This window comes from Bradyrhizobium sp. HKCCYLRH2015 (assembly GCF_051168215.1).
In the GTDB taxonomy this organism is placed as follows: domain Bacteria; phylum Pseudomonadota; class Alphaproteobacteria; order Rhizobiales; family Xanthobacteraceae; genus Bradyrhizobium.
Genome location: NZ_JBNPUO010000002.1, coordinates 96885 through 113498, shown reverse-complemented (window position 1 = coordinate 113498; position 16614 = coordinate 96885). Strand labels below are relative to the sequence as shown.

Sequence of the window (16614 nt, the reverse complement as noted above, 5' to 3'; positions counted from 1 at the left end):
CACCGCGCATCTAGATCGCATGTCCACGTCTTCGCACGCCAAGTTGTTGTCGAAAAAAGCTCCCCTCCCGGGGACATGTGGACGCGCGCGCTAGAATCTCTCGAATTCACCGCCGCATCACCAGCCCCGCCGCGAGGACGGGGCTTTTTTTGCATGTCCCGTCGCCGGCTCCTGCCACCCAAGGAGATGGACCATGACCAACGTTACGACCCGACTGCAGGGCCTCTGGCTGCCCCTGATCACGCCGTTCCGCGATGGCGCGCTCGACGAACCATCCTTACGCAATCTGGTTCGGCACTACGCCGCCAAGCCGATCGATGGACTGGTGCTCGGTGCCACGTCAGGCGAAGGACTGGCGCTGTCATGGGACGAGCGCGCCCGTCTGATCAGCGTGGTCCGGGACGAGCTCGACACCATCGGCCGGCCGCTGCCGATCTGTCTCGGTGTCGGCGGCGTGGCGACGGCCGAGGTGATCGAAGCGCTCGACCGAACCGCGTCATGGCCGATCGACTTCTATCTGATCTCGAGTCCGCCTTACGTGCGTCCGTCGCAGCGCGGCCTGCTGGCGCATTTCACCGCGTTGGCCGACCGCACCGCCCATCCGATCGTGCTCTACAACATTCCCTATCGCTCGGCGGTTGGCCTCGACAACGAGACATTGCTGCAGCTCGCCGAGCATCCCGCTATCGCTGGCCTCAAGGATTGCTGCGCCAACCGCACGCAGACGCGCGACCTGATCACGCGTCGGCGCGCAGGGTTTCATATCCTGACGGGCGAAGACGCCCAGAGCTTCGATGCGCTGCAGGCCGGTGCCGACGGCGCCATCCTGCTCTCGGCACATCTGGAGACCGAGACGTTTGCCGCAATCCTGCAGCACGTGAAGGCCGGCCGTCACGACGCGGCAGCAGCGTGCTGGGCGCTGGTCGAGCATCTCACGCGACTGCTGTTCACCGAGCCGAGCCCCGCACCGGCCAAGTACTGGCTGGCGCGCACCGGCGTCATTGCGAGCCCCGAAGTACGGCTGCCAATGGTGGAGGTTGGCGCTGAGCTGGCCGCACGGCTGGATCAGCAGATCGAGCGGCGCCAGCCGACGACCACGCAGAACCGCGTTGCCTGAGCACGCCCCGACCTATTCGCCGGCTCTGCCTGGCCTTCCCGATCGGAAAGGCCAGGCAGAGCCGCGCCACCGCTGCGGAGCCGGAGCAGAATCTCCGTGGTTAATCCGAGCTAACAAACGCGATCAAAAGCGGCGCAGTCCGCAACCTCGTGTTTAAAGATGTTCCGCTATGGATGTTGAAAACGTCAAAGAGCGCGAGGACGTCGTGGCTTTGCAGGATCATCCATACCCTGAGCATCAGGGTTTCAGCGTCGAAGACATTCTCTGGGCGGTCGGGATCTGGTCCGTGATCCTGACCCTGACGCCGGCAATCGCCTTCTATTTCCTGATGGTTGCCTGACCTCGCCGCGCCCTCTCGCGCGGCGCGAATTCGGCACTCACGCGAGAGCTTGTGACCCGACGCAAAAAACGCGCGGAGGACCGCGCGTCGATGCCCCATCTGATGCCGCGATCAGGCCGCCTGCTTGTGCATGGCGCCGTTGGCCGACACAGTACCGCGAATAGCCCGCACCGAACGCTCGATCGCAGCCCAGAGGCGTGCGATCTCGGCCGCAGCACGGCCCTCCGCATAATATTCGCGCACGCCTTCACCCTGGCCCAGCGCCATCAGCAGATCGGCGCGGTTGGTGATCTGGCCGCCCCACACCGGGGCCTTGAACTTCGCCAGCGCCTCGCGGGCGATGGTGACGATCGGACTTTCGGCATCGTCGCGGCGCGCTGGCGCTCCATTGAGAACGACCGCGTAGGGCTTGCGCGCGGCGCGGCAGGTCTGGATCGTCTCCTGCACCGCGTTGACGTCGAACACGCCGGGGCGGGCCGGGATGATCACCATGGTCGCATTCTTGATCGCATCCTCGACGACGGCCGAGATGGTCGGCGGCGTATCGATCAGCACCCACTCGACGCCGTCGCGGCGGGCGGCGGACACGATCGCGCTCACCGAGTTCACGGCCGTCTTGATCGGCGGCTCGTTGGTGCCGCGCAGCTTGTGCCAAAGCGTGAGCGACCCCTGAGGGTCGGCATCGATGAGCAGACAAGACTTGCTCGACTTGATCTGCGCAGCGAGATGGGCGGCCAGGGTGCTCTTGCCTGAACCGCCCTTACGCGATGCGAAAACAATAACGTTCATACCTTGGCCTCCAGATTGACCCCGGCAGCGAAAATGAATCAGCGGACTGATTCGCGGAAGATAAATTTAGCGATTGATAAGACGTAACTCCTGATTGCCGAAACGCATTGGTTTTTGAGTCACACCAAAGCAGGCAAAACAGCAGATCAGGCGGCGATGTTCGACAACATCCGGTCATGCCCCATCGCATTTACATGTTGAGGCTGCGCATCGAGGTGTGCGTCCGAAGACTGCGGTCATGCCGAGTGCCGCCAAAGGCGGCAATCGGCATCGCTCAGGTCGCGTCTGGTCGCGTCGACTTCTTCGATTTGCCAGCGCGCGCAGTGACCGGCTTCCTGGTGACAGGACGAATGCTCATCGGCCGTTCCGCACGGCCAGATGACGCTGCCTGGCGCTCTGGCGGCCCGAATTGGGCGCGGCATGACGGCGACAGCTCGGCCTTGCGGCGAACCATGCAGGCGGTGACACGATCGACGTCGGGAATGTCGGAACTACAAAGCCGGAACGCATCGCCTGTGCATGCCTGCTCCTGCTCGGCGGTATAGGCCCGTGCGGTTACGGGGACTAACAGCGCGGCCATTACGATCAGTACGGCAGAGATGCGTGGATCGAGATCAATCCCTCTCATCGTCCCCTCCCCCTCGTTGCCGCAAAGTGTGATTGAAGGAGACCGGATTCGCAAGCAACAGTGCCACGCCGTGCTACCGATCCGGCGCGGCAAACCGCAAGCGAGCGCACGCCCGGCGATATATCCGTCGAAATACGGAGACCGGGCTCAGGCTTCCGCGGGCAAAGCTCTGCGGCCACGCCCCGGCCACAGCCATGCGCGAGAGGTCGCGACGGGCGACCAATCACGGCGCACGATCAATGGGACGCGGAGCACGGATAGAGGTGAGCTTGCGAACGGCCCAGCGATGGTCCCGGCCATGGTACAGTTGGGTGGGCTCGAACCACCGACCTCCTGTTCCACAGACAGGCGCTCTAACCAACTGAGCTACAACTGCATCCGCCATGGGACTGCCCGCGAGGAGCGTCCGAACGGGCCGGAAACTAGGTGCAACGGGCGAATTTGGCAAGGCCGAGAACGGATAAAGTCCCCTGCCATGACTGCGTTTTTTGACGCCGTTTCGGCCCGAGTGAGCCCCCGTTCAAGCGGGAAGCCCAGAAAGCATCGAACCCGGCCGCAACGCGCCCGGGTTCTGGATCTACCGCCGTCCATGCCGGCGCGCGGCCGCATCGCGCACCTGGCGAGACTTGAGGCTGCCTCAGGCTGCCGTCTTGAACAGCTTGGTGGCGCTTTCCTTGATCGGCTCGACCGTCTCGGCCGCAACCTTCTGGCCGAGCTCGCCGAGCTCCTTGGCCTGGGCGGTGAAGGTCTCGAACTGCTTGCGCGCGAAACCGGTCCACAGCTCCATCGCCTCCGACGGCGACTTCACACCGAACAGCTCCTGGGCGAAGTCGAGCGACGCGGTGGTATTGGCCTTCGTGAATTCCATGACCTTCGACGAGTAGACGCCGGCGCCCTTGCTGGCGTTGGCGAAGAAGGCCTCGATGGCCGAATTGTGGGTTTCCGCAGCGTCCTTGAACTTGGCGTAGTTCTCGCGGGCCTGCGACACGCCTTTTTCGGCGAGCGCGCGTACCTGTTCGGGAACCTCGAACGGAATGATCGACGCGGAGAAAGGATCGGTGGCATTGGTCATGGCATGCATCCTTCGAAACATTGAGACTGGACCGGCCCGGCAATCGGGAAGTCACTTCGGATCACGCAGAGGAACCGCCCCTGGGAGGTAACAACCTCGCGTAGAGCTATATCGTGGCGCTTTTGTGCAACGCAACGGAAATTCCACTATCAGGAACTGTTGCCGCGCCCGCTTCCAGAAAAAGGGGGATCGAGGCATGTCTGATCAGGCCTTGGGCTTGGTTGCGTCGATCGCGGCCTTGCCGATGGCCTGGCCGACTTCGCTTGCCTGTTCGGCGAGCGATCGCATCTGGCCCTGAACGAATTCGCTGTGCAGCCGCAGCACCTCGGGCAGGTCCTTGGCGTGGACCAGCGATTGGGCGTAGTCGAGCGACGACTGGACGTTCTTTTCCGCGTAGGACAAGACCTTGGAGCCGATGTCCTTGGCTCCGGCCCGCACTGTCGCACCGCGCTGTTCGAGCGAGCCGGCCGTCGCCTCCGCTCCGGCCAGAAACTTCTCAAACGTCTGACGTGCCTGGTCGAAGCCCGCCTCCGCCATTGCCCGCACGTCTTTCGGAATCTCGAATCGTCGTCCATCGTCGGTCATGCTTTCCTCCTTCTGAAGTCCCGATTGGCTGCGCCCTCGTCTCTCAGCAGCTTTCCCGCTGCCGAGCGGCCCCGAACCAGTCCAGGGTATCATCGTGCTATCGAGAGCCGAGATTGCAACGGTCCATGCCGGTTTCGCCGCGATTCCGAGCCCGGGGGGCTCACGAGGAACACATTAAGGTTATCCAAGCTTTAGCAGGACAGGAGTGCGGCCCCGCCGTGGACCTCGGCCCTCAAAACGCGCGATAGTAACGAATTCTTAACGCTTCCAGTTCCGGCCGCCGGTCATCCACGGCCGATCAACATCACAAGAGCCGTTCGCCGTCGTCGCCCATGACCCACGCCGATCTCGAATTGCAGGCCCTCAGCGACCCCCGGCTGGCCGTCCACGCCGCCGGCAGTCTGCCGGCCTGGCTATGGTCGGCCGATGGCGGCCGTGTGCTGTGGGCCAATGCGGCCGGTGCGCGCGCCCTCGGTGCGACAAGCGCAGCGGCGCTGATCGCGAAAACGTTCGGCCCCGCCGACGCGCATCGCCGCCAGGTCGCTCAATTGGGACGGCGGCTGCCCGAGACCGGCGCTTTGCGGCTGGAACGTCTACGTGGTTTCGGCGCGCCGCTCGGCACGCTCGCGACCTGCGGCTGCGCCAGGATCGACCTGCCCGATGGCACGCGCGCGGTGCTGATCACCAGCACTGACGGGGGTGGACGTAGCTTCCCACTGGCGGATCGCCTGAAGCGGCTGGCGGAGACGAGCGAGCATGCGCTGATCGCATTCACCCAGGACGGCCAGTTCGCCGGCATTAGTTCAGCCGGACGGCGCCTGTTCGGCATGCGCGACCTGACCGAGCCGGATTTCGTCGAGATACGCAGGGCGGCGCTGGCCGATGGCATGGCCGAGGTGACGTTCGGCACGGAGCGCGCAGCGCTCTACCGCATCGGCAGCGGCAATCAGGTCGGGCTGGTGGCCGTCCCGATGCCGGCCCCTGCCGACGAGATCGAGGCACCGGGCTCGGCGCCAATACCTGAGCCAACCGCAGATGCCGCCCCGGCATCATCAGCCCCCGTGGATGTTGCCGCTGGGCCCGCGGTCGTGACTTCGCCTCCTCTTCCGATGGATGCAATGACTGAACGCCAAACCGACGACGAATCCCCCGCGCTGTCGAACGACGCGCCGGCCGAGTTCCTGCTGATCGACGATCCGGCCGAAGCTGATCTGTTCAAGGCGCCGGCGCCGCAAACGGAAGATCACGCGCATCCTGCCGAATCCGGCGCGGCGGAGCCTTCAGTCGGCCGTCGCCATCCGCTCCGATTTTCCTGGCAGATGGATGCCGAGGGACGGTTCTCGATCGGCTCCGATGAATTCACCCACCTGATCGGGCGGCACGGCGCCGCCGAGCTCGGCCGTCCCTGGCATGAGCTCGCTGCATCGTTAGGCCTCGATCCCGACGGGCGGGTCGGTGCCGCGATCGAAACGAAAGAGACCTGGAGCGGGCTCGTCGTCAGCTGGCCCGCCGAGGGCGAGCGGCTTGCGGTCGAATTGTCGGGACTGCCCGTCCTGGCGGAGGACAGGACCCATGCCGGCTATCGCGGCTTCGGTGTCTGTCGCGACCTCGACGCCCTGGACCGGCTGGCCGCACTGCGTCGCCCCGCATCGACCGATGCAGCCGCGACCGATGTTCCGGACGCCGACGAAACCGAGCTTGCCCAATCCGACCATGTGCGGGCCGCAGATGTGCCGCCGCAGCAGGACAACGTCACTGCGTCATCGCGTGAGGCTTCCATTGCGCCGGACGTACACCACATCGAGGGCATCGGGCTCGAAACGACCGGGAACGTGGTCCCGTTCCGCGCTCCGGGCGAGTCCAAGCATCCTGTGCTCACGCCGGTGGAGAACAGTGCGTTTCATGAGCTCGCGCGCCAGCTGTCGGCCCGCCTCGAAGGTGAGATCCGCAACGCGCCCGCGGACGTCCAGGGCGTGGTGCCCGAGCCGGGATCGCGAATGAGCGATCCGCTCGTCCCGCCGCCGCAGCAGGCTCCGTCGGCGACGGAGACGGCGCCCGATCAAGGCGCGGAGCTGCACACCGAATGGCTCACACCCGAGGAGCCGCCGGCCCAGGGCGACAGCCAGCGCGACCGCATCCTGCTCGACCTGCTGCCCACGGGCATGCTGATCTACCGGCTCGACCGCCTGCTCTACGGTAACCCGGCCTTCTTCAAGCAGATGGGCTACGCCGACCTTGCGGCCTTGGAGCAGGCCGGCGGGCTCGATGCGCTCTATGTCGAGCCGGGCGTGTCATCTGCACCCAACAAGTCCGAGGCCGGCACTCCCGTCACGATCTCGGCCGCCGACGGCTCCTCCAGCGAGGAGGTGAAGGCGGAAGCCCGCCTGTTCACGATCACCTGGGACGGCGATAGCGCGCATGCCCTGATCTTCGCTCCGTTGCCCGGCCCTGCGGCTGCGATTCCGACGACCGACGTGGCACCGATGCCGGCCCCGGCCCCCGCCGCGCTGGTCGTCGCCCCGCCTCCGGCTGCGGGCCACGCCGAAGCCGAAGATCTGGCGGCGATCCTCGACGTCACCGCCGAGGGCATCCTGATGTTCGACGCCGGCGGCAACATCCACGCCTGCAACCGCAGCGCCGAGGCGCTGTTCGGTTACGATGGCGCGGCGCTGGTCCGCCGCAACCTGATCGAGCTGTTCGCACCGGAGAGCGCACGCCTCGTGCTCGACCATCTCGACAGCGCGCAGCAGTCCGGCGCGTCGAGCGGGCTCGACAAGGGCCACGAGGTGCTCGGGAAGATCGCTCAGGGCGGCGTCATTCCGTTGTCGATGGCAATTGGCCGGACCAGGACCGACGGTCCGAATTTCTTCGCCGTGTTTCGCGATCTGTCGCAGCTCCGCCGCGGCGAAAGCGAATTGCTGCAGGCCCGTCGCGTCGCCGATCGGGCCGCCAACGCCAAGGCCGACATGCTCGCCCGGATCAGCCACGAGGTGCGCGCGCCGCTGAACGCGATCATCGGCTTTGCCGAGGTCATGATCGGCGAACGTTTCGGCACGATCGGCAACACCCGCTACGCCGAATACATGAAGGATATCCGCGCCTCGGGCGAGCGCGTGGTGTCCCTGATCGACGATCTCCTGGAGCTGTCGCGCATCGAGACCGGGAAGCTCGAGCTCGCTTTCACCAGCCAAAATTTGAACGAGCTGGTGGAGGGCTGCGTCGCAGCGATGCAGCCGCAGGCCAACCGCGCCCGCATCATCATCCGCACCTCGCTGTCGCAACTGCTGCCGCCGGTGATCGCCGACGTCAGGGCGCTGCGCCAGATCGCGATGAACCTGATCTCGGCCTCGATCTCGCTGGCCAATCCCGGCGGCCAGGTCATCGTCTCGACCGCGCTGACCGATTTCGGCGAGGTCGCGCTGCGCGTGCGCGACACCGGTCATGGCCTGAACGATCAGGAGGTGGCCGCCGCGCTCGAACCGTTCCGTGCGCCCTCGGCGGCCGAGCAAGGCTCCGACGGCGCCGGTCTCAGCCTGTCGCTCACCAAGGCGTTGGTCGAGGCCAACCGGGCGCAGTTTCACATCAAGGCGGCGCCGAAATCCGGCACGCTGATCGAGGTGGTGTTCTCGCGCGCCGTGGCGCGCAATCAGAGCACCGGCTGAGCCGATCCCGCCCGTCGCACCGCCAGTGAACGACGCTTGAGGCCGAGCAGGAGCGGACCGAACGCCACCACGAAGCCGGCGAAGGCAATGATCCAGGCCAACGCCGCGACGTGCAGCAGCGCCTCGGCATGCGTCGGCGCCAACACGGCGCAGACCCGCGTGACCGCTGCGACGATGATCGCCAGATAGATCGCCTGGGTCGCGGGCGCGGCCGTCAGCGCCTCGCCGGTGTGGCCGAGCGTGGCCCGCGTCATGACGGCGAGCGTCGTGATGCCGGCGGCCCCGACCATCCAGGCGTGCAGCCCCGCGCTCGGCAGAATCCATCCGAGGCTGGCGGCGGCCGTGAGCAGGAAGCCGAGCGGCACGAACAAATAGCCGACATGCAGGATCACCAGCAAACGCTCGCGCAAGGTGCGATCACCTGCCCAGCGCGCGAGCCTCGCCCCGTGCAGCGCGCCGGCCGCAGCGAGCGCGAGCGCCGTTGCCGCACTTTCGGGAGCCAGGATCCAGCCGAGCAGGCTCAGCGCGCTGAACAGGACGACGGCAAGGTCGAAGCGGCCGAACGGCACCGGCAGCCGGCCGGGATTGTGCTTGACCAGCCAGTTGCGGGTGAAGCTCGGCGTGATGCGGCCGCCGATCAGTGCGAGCAGCAGCACGATCACGGCAACGCCGATGCGGATCGCGTAGTCGGCCGAACCGCGCAGATGAGCCTCGACGTGGAACGCAATGTTGCCGGCGCACAGCATCGTGACGATCGCGACCACCGGCAGATTGCGCCAGTTGCGCCCGGCGACGATCTCGCGCGCCGCGGCCAGGACGACGAGCACAAGGAAGCTCGCATCGATCAGCAGCGCGGCCCACCAGGGCCCCAGCGCAGACACCGTGACGGCCAGTCGTCCGGCCGTCCATACGAGCACGAGGGTGAGCAGCGGCAGGCCCCGGATCGGCAGCCGTCCGGTCCAGTTCGGGATCGCGGTGAACAGGAAGCCGGTGACGATGGCCGGCAGGTAGCCGTAGAGCATCTCGTGCACGTGCCAGTCTCGGGGGGCAAAGCCCGAGCTCAGCTTCAGCTCACCGTAAAAGGCCGGGAGCCAGATCAGGATCGCCAGCCCAGCCTGGAGCGCGCCGAGCAGAAAGAACGGCCTGAACCCGTTGGCGAGGACGGTCCAGCCCTGATAGTTGCGTGGAATGGCCATGTGCATGCTCGCTCGATGAAACGACGGGAACTGCGCCGATTGCGGCGCTGTGCTTAACATGTAGTTGCGCGTCGCCCGATATGGCTTGCGCCAGCACAAACTTCCGACGGATCGCAAAAACGTGCTATTGAGCGCCGCAAATTTAAGCTGAATCCGGCCCGGAGAACATCATGGCTTCCATCGACCGTTCGCTGGTCGCGCATCTGCCGCTGTTTGCAGGGCTGTCTGCTGAGGATCTCACGGACGTGCTGCGGGAAGCCCGCTCCCTTCGCGTCCCCCGCAACGGCGCGGTGTTCGAGCAGGGCGCCGATGCGACCTCGTTCTTCCTGCTGCTCCACGGCCATGTCCGCGCCAGCAAGACGACGCCGACCGGCGACCAGATCGTGGTGCGCTATGTGGTGCCAGGGGACACTTTCGGCGTCGCCCCCGCCATCGGGCTCCAACATTATCCGGCGACAGCGACCGCCGTCGATGACAGCGTCGTGCTGGCCTGGCCGTCCGCCGCATGGCCGCGGCTGGTCGCCAAGTTCCCGTCGCTAGCGGCGAACACGCTGCAGACGGTCGGCCAGCGGCTGCAGGAAACCCATGCGCGCGTGATCGAAATGTCGACGCAGCAGGTGGAGCAGCGCATCGCGCATGCGCTGCTCCGTCTCGCCAACCAGGCCGGCCGCAAGCTCGATCATGGCGTGCAGATCGATTTCCCGATCAGCCGGCAGGACATTGCGCAGATGACCGGGACGACGCTGCACACGGTGAGCCGCATCCTCTCCGGCTGGGAGCAGCTCGGCCTGGTCGAAAGCGGGCGTCAGAAGATCGTCCTGCGCGAGCCGCACAAGATCGTGCTGCTGGCGCAGCAGGGCGCCGGCGATGCGGCCGCATCGCGTAGCTGATCACGCGCAGGCACACAGCGCCGAGAGGAACGCGTCGGGATCGACGCCATGCTCGTGGCAGGCATCCGCGACGTTGTGAAAGCAGGCGATCGGGCAACCGACGCAACGCATCTGGAAAGCAAGAAAGACGCCGATCGTCTCCGGGCTTCGCCGCATGACATCGTCGACCAGTTCATCGAAGGAGATTGGCATGCGCGCCTCCATTCCAGCTCCAGCGCGAATGGTAGCGGGCATGCCGTTGGCGGTCTTTGTCGCGGCACAAGCACCGCGGCACCTCGACGGTCAGACCGCCCGGCTGTGCAGCTGCTTCGACGCGTCGAGATGCGCATCGAACGCCGCGGCGACGCTGCGCACCAGGAACCGGGAATGCTCGGTCACCGCGAGCGCACCGCCGTTGAGCTCGACCACACCGTCGGAGATCAACGATTGCAGCCGCGGCGCCGATCTCAGCATGTCGTCGGTGTCCGTGCCATGGCGGGTGCAGATGACATCGAGGTCCACGCCGTAGTCGCACATGATGCGCTCGATGATGTCGGCCCGCAGGCGGTCGTCATCGGTCAGTCCATAGCCTTTCACGGTCGCGAGGCTGCCGGAGGCGATCTTCTGCTCATAGGCCCGGACCTGCGGCGCGTTCTGGACATAACCTTGCGGCAGCTGCCCGATCGCCGAGGCCCCGAAGCCGAGCAGCAGATCATTTGCATCGGTCGTATAGCCCTGGAAATTGCGATGCAGGCGGCCTTCGCGGAACGCGATGGTCATGGGATCCGTGGGCAAGGCGAAATGATCGAGCCCGATCTGCACGTAGCCTGCGTCCTTCAGCGCGTCAGCGATCGCGCAGGCCTGATCGTAGCGTTCCAGGCTGTCCGGCAACGCCGAGTCCTGAATCTTGCGCTGGTGCGTCTTGAACGATGGCACATGAGCGTAGCCGAATACGGAGAGCCGGTCGGGGCGCAGGTCGATGGCGCGCCGGACGGTGTCGAGACACGACTCAACGCTCTGATGCGGCAGTCCGTAGATCAGGTCGAAGTTGATGCCGGCAACGCCGGCCTGACGCAATCCGTTCGTCGCCGCCGCGGTCTGCTGGAAGCTCTGCACCCGGTTGATGGCCTGCTGCACCCGCGGATCGAAGCTCTGCACGCCCAGGCTGGCGCGATTGACCCCGCTCACCTCCAGCGCCGCGATCATCTCCGGCGTCAGCGTGCGCGGATCTATCTCGATGGCGATCTCCGCCGACGGCAGCACGAAAAAGGAATGGCGCAGCGATCCGACGAGATCGACAAAGGACTCCGGCGCCATGATGGTGGGCGTGCCGCCGCCGAAATGAATGTGCCCGACCTGTAGCCGCCGGCCGATCTGGCGCGCCACCATGTCGACCTCGCAACGCAGCGCCGATTCGTAGACCGCAATGGGCTCGTCGCGCTTGGCGACCATGGTGTTGCAGCCGCAATACCAGCACATCGAGCGACAGAACGGCACATGCAGGTACAACGATGCCGTCGCGCTCGCTGGTATCGCGCGCAACCATTCTGCGTAGGTGGACGGGCCGACCGCGGCGGAGAAATGAGGCGCCGTAGGATAGCTGGTGTAGCGCGGGAGGCGCTCCTGTCCGTAGCATGCTGCAAGATCTGGTCTCATGTCCTGCCTATCACCTGAGCGTGTCGACCTGGGGTTCGAAGATTCTTGACACAAGGCAAGAGGGACGGCCTTGAGCTTTCTCAAGGCGCGGCCGGCAGATACCTGTTGACGCAGTAGAACGCCGGTGATCACCGCGGACTTTGCGCTTCCTCAAAGTGGCCGGCTCATTTCACGTCATCATTGATTTGTTGACGATTCGAGGAAGCCGCAATGGAAGCTCTGCAACTGCTGATCCGTTCATTTGCTCTCCTCGCCGGCATCCGCGGCCATATCCCCCAGTCCGACGGCTTCGAATCGTTCCGTGACGAGTCGGGGCCAACGGGCCTGCTCGGCAACATCGCCATGTTCATGACCACGGTGTTTTGCATCGCGGCAGCAGTGGCCTTCGTTGTGTTGCTGACGGTGCGCTGGCTGAGCTGATGAGTTCGGGAGCCCATTGTCGGTCCAGGGCTCTGCTCTGAAGCGCGCATCATAGCGCCCGCGATTCTCGTGCTGTATCGGCAAACGGATAGAGGCCCGTCTAATCGCGTAGTCGCGCGGGACAGTCTGCCCCGCTTTGCTCCGCACCCTGTCCGGCCTCCCAAGAAACTGCGCGCCGATGCAACTCATTAGCGCTCTGCGCGGGTACAGTCGCGCCAATCTCGCTCGAAATCCGCCGTCTGATTCCGCAATTGCGAAGTTGCTTGTTGCAGCACAAACAAGCCGAGTTCCAACGGGAGCATGCTGATTGCGGCACTACAACAGATCCAATGAAGGAGCGATCCATGTTGACCCGCCGCACCGCCATGTTCAGTGCAGCCGTCGCCGCGATGATGCTTGCGGCTCCCGCTGTTGCCGAAGACCTCAAACTGCCGCGCCAGAAGGTCGATCTGGTGGCTCCGCCGTTCGTGCATGCGCACGAGCAGGCGACGAAGCAGGGGCCCAAGATCATGGAGTTCAAGCTCGTGGTCCAGGAGAAGAAGATGGTGATCGACGAGAAGGGCACCACTTTCCAGGCCATGACATTCAACGGCTCGATGCCGGGCCCGCTGATGGTGGTCCATGAGGGCGACTATGTCGAAGTGACCCTGGTCAATCCCGCGACCAACAGCATGCCGCATAACATCGACTTCCACTCCGCGACCGGAGCGCTGGGCGGAGGCGCGCTGACCCTGGTCAATCCGGGCGAGCAGGTCGTGCTACGCTGGAAGGCGACGCGGACCGGCGTGTTCGTCTATCACTGCGCTCCCGGCGGACCGATGATCCCCTGGCATGTCGTCTCCGGCATGAACGGCGCCGTGATGGTGCTGCCGCGCGACGGTCTCAATGACGGCCGCGGACACGCGCTGCGCTATGATCGCATCTACTACATCGGCGAGCAGGACCTCTACGTCCCGCGCGACGACAAGGGAAACTTCAAGTCCTACGACTCGCCCGGCGAAGCCTATAGCGACACCGAGGAGGTCATGCGCAAGCTCACGCCGACCCATGTGGTGTTCAACGGCAAGGCCGGCGCGCTCACCGGAAAGAATGCGCTCACGGCCAATGTCGGCGAGAACGTTCTGATCGTGCACTCGCAGGCGAATCGCGATAGTCGTCCGCATCTGATCGGCGGCCACGGCGACTATGTCTGGGAGACCGGAAAATTTTCGAACGCGCCGGAGACCGGGCTCGAGACCTGGTTCATCCGCGGCGGCTCGGCGGGCGCCGCGCTCTACAAATTCCTGCAGCCCGGCATCTACGCCTACGTCACCCACAACCTGATCGAGGCGGCCAATCTCGGCGCGACCGCCCATTTCAAGGTCGAAGGCAAGTGGAATGACGACCTGATGACGCAGGTCAAAGCCCCGGCGGACATTCCGACCGGCACGACGAACTGATCGGCCCAGGGGGGCCGGCGTATCCGGCCCCCACTCTCCTGAGTGTGCTGCCATGCTGCTCGCTTTCAAGATCAAGCTCACCATCGCCTGCGTCGTCGGATTGGCTGGCCCGACCGCAATGGCACCGATCCTTGCAGATCTGCCAAACCGCGCTGCCGGCCTCGACGGCCCTGCCCTCACCGAGATCGCACCCGGTACGATCAGCTACCGCGACTCCGGTGACCATCTCCGCAGCGGGCGGCAGGCCGAAGCTCCCATCACGACGGTCCGCTTTGATCATCCGCTGACGATCATGACGAACCAGGTCAGTGCCGCAGACTACCACGCCTGCGTCCAAGCGCATGCGTGCCGCGCGCTCGATCGCAACGTTCCCATCGCCATCGATCGCCCGGCCGTGCAGGTGAGTTGGCATGACGCGGTGGCCTACGCTGAATGGCTCTCACGCCGGACCGGCCACAGCTATCGTCTGCCGACCGATACCGAGTGGGCCTATGCGGCGGGCAGCCGCTTCAAGGACGATGGCGTCTCGATCGACGACGCCGATCCCTCGCGGCGCTGGATTGCCCGCTACGAACGGGAAGCCGCCCTGCAAGAGGACTCCGAGACGCGCGGCTTCGGCGGCTTCGGCATCAATGAGCACGGCGTTGCTGACTTGGCGGGCAATGTCTGGGAATGGACCTCGACCTGCTTCACACGCAAGATGCAGGATAGTGCAGGTCGCGTCACCAAGACCGTCAGCAATTGCGGCGTGCGGCTGGCCGAAGGCGCGCATCGAGCCTACGTGACCGACTTCATCCGCGACGCGCGCGCCGGCGGGTGCGCCTCCGGCACGCCACCTGCCAATCTCGGCTTCCGCCTGGTCCGCGAACAGCCTTCATGGAGCCGCAGCCTGACGCAGCGCCTCAGCCGGCTCCTCGGCGCCATTCGCGCATGACGCGGCATGCTCAGCCTCAAGCACGTTCGACAGCAGCCGACGCCGGTGCCGGATCGGCGGTGCCCTGACACTGGCACAAATGACAGTCATGCAAAATCAACTTTCGGTTGCGAGATGTAAGCTACAAACGTTAGACAATTTCCGTTGAGAGACGCGATGAGCGGACCAGGAGGCGAGTGTGAATTCTCGACATCCGCCGGTCTTCTTCACGTCCGACCTGCATGGTTACGGAATTGGCAACACCAGCTGGTTCGACGACGATTCGCCTCGCGCACTGGCTGGACGCTGCCTCATCGACGCGCTCGAATATCTGCGGACATCGCCTAAGTTCGCCGCCAAGGACTGGCATGTGGTGAATGCGGGCGCGGCGCGTCTCGTGCACCAATGTCTCACGGACGGCGCGCTGGCGCGCAAGGATATTCTGGATCGTGTGGCTCCCGCCATCGAACAGGTTTGCGCACGGATCGTCGCGAGCCGCCAATATCGCATTCCGTTCTATGGCGACGACTTCTGGGACTGGGCCAGTGTCGTCGACGGCTTGTTCGAGGTACAGCAGGTTTCGGTGACCGCGGCCCAGGTGGCAAAACGCGAGCTCGACCAGTTTCGCAGGACGGTCCACATCCGCATGCCCAGCGGTCTCTCGGTCGGCGACCCCGAGCACGAATGGTTCGGACCGGCGATCGCAACACGCGCCTATCGGCTGCTGGATTCCCGCGCATCGGGAATGGATCCCGACCTGCGCAACGAGTTGCAGGCACAATCGCTCGAACGCATCGAGCGCGGCAGGTATCGCGGGAGGCAGGTGACCCCGTGGCAATTGAGCTGGCACTACGGTCAGGTCGTCGGCGAATTTCAGCGTGCCGCCAGCGAGCAGGCCGCCGAGCTGGCTGATTTTGCCTGGCTTGCCGTTCCGCTCGAACTTGGCAAGCGCGCCCAGGTTCTCGCGCGCATCCTGCAAGGAGCCTACGCCGTCAAAGACCGCAGAACCGTCCAGCAGGCCTTGGAGGAGCTCTACCGTTGTGAGACACCCGGCCGCCCGCTCGGCCAGGGCGTGATCGGCGCCGGCATCGAGGCCTCCCTGGATGTGCTCGAAGCGCTGTGGCAGCAGCTCGATGGTCGGGAGAAGGCCAGCATCAACGCGATGCTCGACGCGCTGCGATTTCTCCATGCCAAAGCCAACACGATCGGTTTCGTGGTCGAAACGCCGGAGGATATCGAAGCCCTGGTCCAGGCCATGGGCCCGGGCACACTGATTGAACAGCGCAACGCGGCGCGCGCCATCATCAGGCATTCCTGCTTCCATGCGGTCGTATGCCTCGGGCGATCGATGGCCGAGGTGGCGAGCGCGGCCGCAGTGGCGATCGAAGAGCATGGGGCGCAGTGGCTGATCATGCCGGGACGGGCCGAGGCACTGGGACCGAATCTCCCGCACGTCTCCCGCGGCCCGCGATTCGTCGGGGCCGGCCCCGGTGACCTCGTCATTGCCACCTCGGTCGCGCCATTCCGGATTCAGATCAAGCTGCGCGACGCGCTCAGCATTGCCGAGCCGCCCTCGGTCGATGACAGCGGAATGATCATTCCGGCCGACCCCGAGCTTTGCCGCCTCGCGCACGAGGCCACGGATGGCATGCTGGATGACATCGGCGTGTTCTTCGAAGGAATGACAGTGACGTGCGATGGCGACGGCACGGATGCCGAGATATCAGCAGCGTTTCCAGGTGCGCTTGCGACGGACAACGTGGCCTATGCGATGGGGCTGATCTGCCTCAGCCGCAGTGTGCCGTGCCTCATCATCCAGGGGCTGGCGGAGACCGCGCCGCCCGCTGCTGCGAGCCCGCCACGGCATGCTGCGTGCCGGCTCGCCGTCAAGGTCGCGGAGATGCTGTGCCGTCGCTGGTAGTCGCGCC

14 protein-coding genes and 1 tRNA gene are annotated in these 16614 nt (G+C 65.3%); 8 read left to right on the top strand and 7 right to left on the bottom strand.

Annotated features, from left to right (window positions below):
• Nucleotides 1-193: 193 nt before the first annotated feature.
• Entirely contained in the window at nt 194-1117 is a 924-nt protein-coding gene (dapA, locus tag ACQR1H_RS04620) for a 4-hydroxy-tetrahydrodipicolinate synthase (protein WP_315802636.1), read from the top strand.
• A gap of 169 nt (nt 1118-1286) precedes the next feature.
• Entirely contained in the window at nt 1287-1457 is a 171-nt protein-coding gene (locus tag ACQR1H_RS04615; protein ID WP_315802635.1) for a hypothetical protein, read from the top strand.
• A gap of 111 nt (nt 1458-1568) precedes the next feature.
• Here ACQR1H_RS04615 and ACQR1H_RS04610 read toward each other — a convergent pair whose 3' ends face one another.
• From ACQR1H_RS04610 to ACQR1H_RS04595, 4 genes are all read right to left on the bottom strand, one after another.
• Nucleotides 1569-2246, bottom strand: a complete 678-nt coding sequence (locus ACQR1H_RS04610) for a ParA family protein (RefSeq protein WP_231327589.1) — start codon at nt 2244-2246, stop codon at nt 1569-1571.
• Between the two features lie 927 nt (nt 2247-3173).
• Nucleotides 3174-3250, bottom strand: a tRNA-His gene (locus ACQR1H_RS04605).
• 261 nt (nt 3251-3511) lie between these two features.
• The gene (locus ACQR1H_RS04600) at nt 3512-3946 is read right to left on the bottom strand and encodes a phasin (RefSeq protein ID WP_315802633.1); all 435 of its coding nucleotides are present in this window, start codon (nt 3944-3946) and stop codon (nt 3512-3514) included.
• A 204-nt stretch (nt 3947-4150) separates the two neighbouring features.
• Nucleotides 4151-4531, bottom strand: coding sequence for a phasin (locus ACQR1H_RS04595; RefSeq protein WP_315802632.1), 381 nt, complete (start codon nt 4529-4531; stop codon nt 4151-4153).
• Between the two features lie 332 nt (nt 4532-4863).
• Between ACQR1H_RS04595 and ACQR1H_RS04590 the strand changes: the two genes are divergently transcribed.
• Nucleotides 4864-8193, top strand: coding sequence for a PAS domain-containing protein (locus ACQR1H_RS04590; RefSeq protein WP_434907219.1), 3330 nt, complete (start codon nt 4864-4866; stop codon nt 8191-8193).
• On the opposite strand, the gene ACQR1H_RS04585 is transcribed toward ACQR1H_RS04590, so the two are convergent.
• Nucleotides 8178-9389, bottom strand: a complete 1212-nt coding sequence (locus ACQR1H_RS04585; RefSeq protein WP_434907218.1) for an NnrS family protein — start codon at nt 9387-9389, stop codon at nt 8178-8180. The two genes, ACQR1H_RS04590 and ACQR1H_RS04585, sit on opposite strands and share 16 nt — an antisense overlap.
• 170 nt (nt 9390-9559) lie before the next feature.
• Here ACQR1H_RS04585 and ACQR1H_RS04580 point away from each other — a divergent pair, with 170 nt between their 5' ends.
• Nucleotides 9560-10279, top strand: coding sequence for a Crp/Fnr family transcriptional regulator (locus ACQR1H_RS04580; protein ID WP_434907217.1), 720 nt, complete (start codon nt 9560-9562; stop codon nt 10277-10279).
• Here ACQR1H_RS04580 and ACQR1H_RS04575 read toward each other — a convergent pair whose 3' ends face one another.
• Complete coding sequence (locus ACQR1H_RS04575) at nt 10280-10483, bottom strand: DUF1858 domain-containing protein (RefSeq protein WP_409997929.1); 204 nt, start codon at nt 10481-10483, stop codon at nt 10280-10282.
• Nucleotides 10484-10561: 78 nt separating this feature from the next.
• On the bottom strand, nt 10562-11914 hold the full coding sequence (gene hemN, locus ACQR1H_RS04570) for an oxygen-independent coproporphyrinogen III oxidase (RefSeq protein ID WP_434907216.1): 1353 nt from the start codon (nt 11912-11914) through the stop codon (nt 10562-10564).
• A 210-nt stretch (nt 11915-12124) separates the two neighbouring features.
• Between hemN and ACQR1H_RS04565 the strand changes: the two genes are divergently transcribed.
• The 4 genes from ACQR1H_RS04565 (at nt 12125) to ACQR1H_RS04550 (ending at nt 16607) form a co-directional block, all read left to right on the top strand.
• The gene (locus tag ACQR1H_RS04565) at nt 12125-12334 is read left to right on the top strand and encodes a hypothetical protein (protein WP_315802628.1); all 210 of its coding nucleotides are present in this window, start codon (nt 12125-12127) and stop codon (nt 12332-12334) included.
• A 344-nt stretch (nt 12335-12678) separates the two neighbouring features.
• Entirely contained in the window at nt 12679-13773 is a 1095-nt protein-coding gene (gene nirK, locus ACQR1H_RS04560) for a copper-containing nitrite reductase (protein WP_434846782.1), read from the top strand.
• Nucleotides 13774-13825: 52 nt separating this feature from the next.
• Nucleotides 13826-14707, top strand: a complete 882-nt coding sequence (locus tag ACQR1H_RS04555) for a formylglycine-generating enzyme family protein (protein ID WP_316217925.1) — start codon at nt 13826-13828, stop codon at nt 14705-14707.
• A 178-nt stretch (nt 14708-14885) separates the two neighbouring features.
• The gene (locus ACQR1H_RS04550; protein WP_316179759.1) at nt 14886-16607 is read left to right on the top strand and encodes a hypothetical protein; all 1722 of its coding nucleotides are present in this window, start codon (nt 14886-14888) and stop codon (nt 16605-16607) included.
• Nucleotides 16608-16614: the final 7 nt, after the last annotated feature.

Coding starts and splice junctions, on each gene's coding strand:
- dapA (WP_315802636.1), top strand. CDS start 194: ATGACCAACGTTACGACCCGACTGCAGGGCCTCTGGCTGCCCCTGATC.
- ACQR1H_RS04615 (WP_315802635.1), top strand. CDS start 1,287: ATGGATGTTGAAAACGTCAAAGAGCGCGAGGACGTCGTGGCTTTGCAG.
- ACQR1H_RS04610 (WP_231327589.1), bottom strand. CDS start 2,246: ATGAACGTTATTGTTTTCGCATCGCGTAAGGGCGGTTCAGGCAAGAGC.
- ACQR1H_RS04600 (WP_315802633.1), bottom strand. CDS start 3,946: ATGACCAATGCCACCGATCCTTTCTCCGCGTCGATCATTCCGTTCGAG.
- ACQR1H_RS04595 (WP_315802632.1), bottom strand. CDS start 4,531: ATGACCGACGATGGACGACGATTCGAGATTCCGAAAGACGTGCGGGCA.
- ACQR1H_RS04590 (WP_434907219.1), top strand. CDS start 4,864: ATGACCCACGCCGATCTCGAATTGCAGGCCCTCAGCGACCCCCGGCTG.
- ACQR1H_RS04585 (WP_434907218.1), bottom strand. CDS start 9,389: ATGGCCATTCCACGCAACTATCAGGGCTGGACCGTCCTCGCCAACGGG.
- ACQR1H_RS04580 (WP_434907217.1), top strand. CDS start 9,560: ATGGCTTCCATCGACCGTTCGCTGGTCGCGCATCTGCCGCTGTTTGCA.
- ACQR1H_RS04575 (WP_409997929.1), bottom strand. CDS start 10,483: ATGGAGGCGCGCATGCCAATCTCCTTCGATGAACTGGTCGACGATGTC.
- hemN (WP_434907216.1), bottom strand. CDS start 11,914: ATGAGACCAGATCTTGCAGCATGCTACGGACAGGAGCGCCTCCCGCGC.
- ACQR1H_RS04565 (WP_315802628.1), top strand. CDS start 12,125: ATGGAAGCTCTGCAACTGCTGATCCGTTCATTTGCTCTCCTCGCCGGC.
- nirK (WP_434846782.1), top strand. CDS start 12,679: ATGTTGACCCGCCGCACCGCCATGTTCAGTGCAGCCGTCGCCGCGATG.
- ACQR1H_RS04555 (WP_316217925.1), top strand. CDS start 13,826: ATGCTGCTCGCTTTCAAGATCAAGCTCACCATCGCCTGCGTCGTCGGA.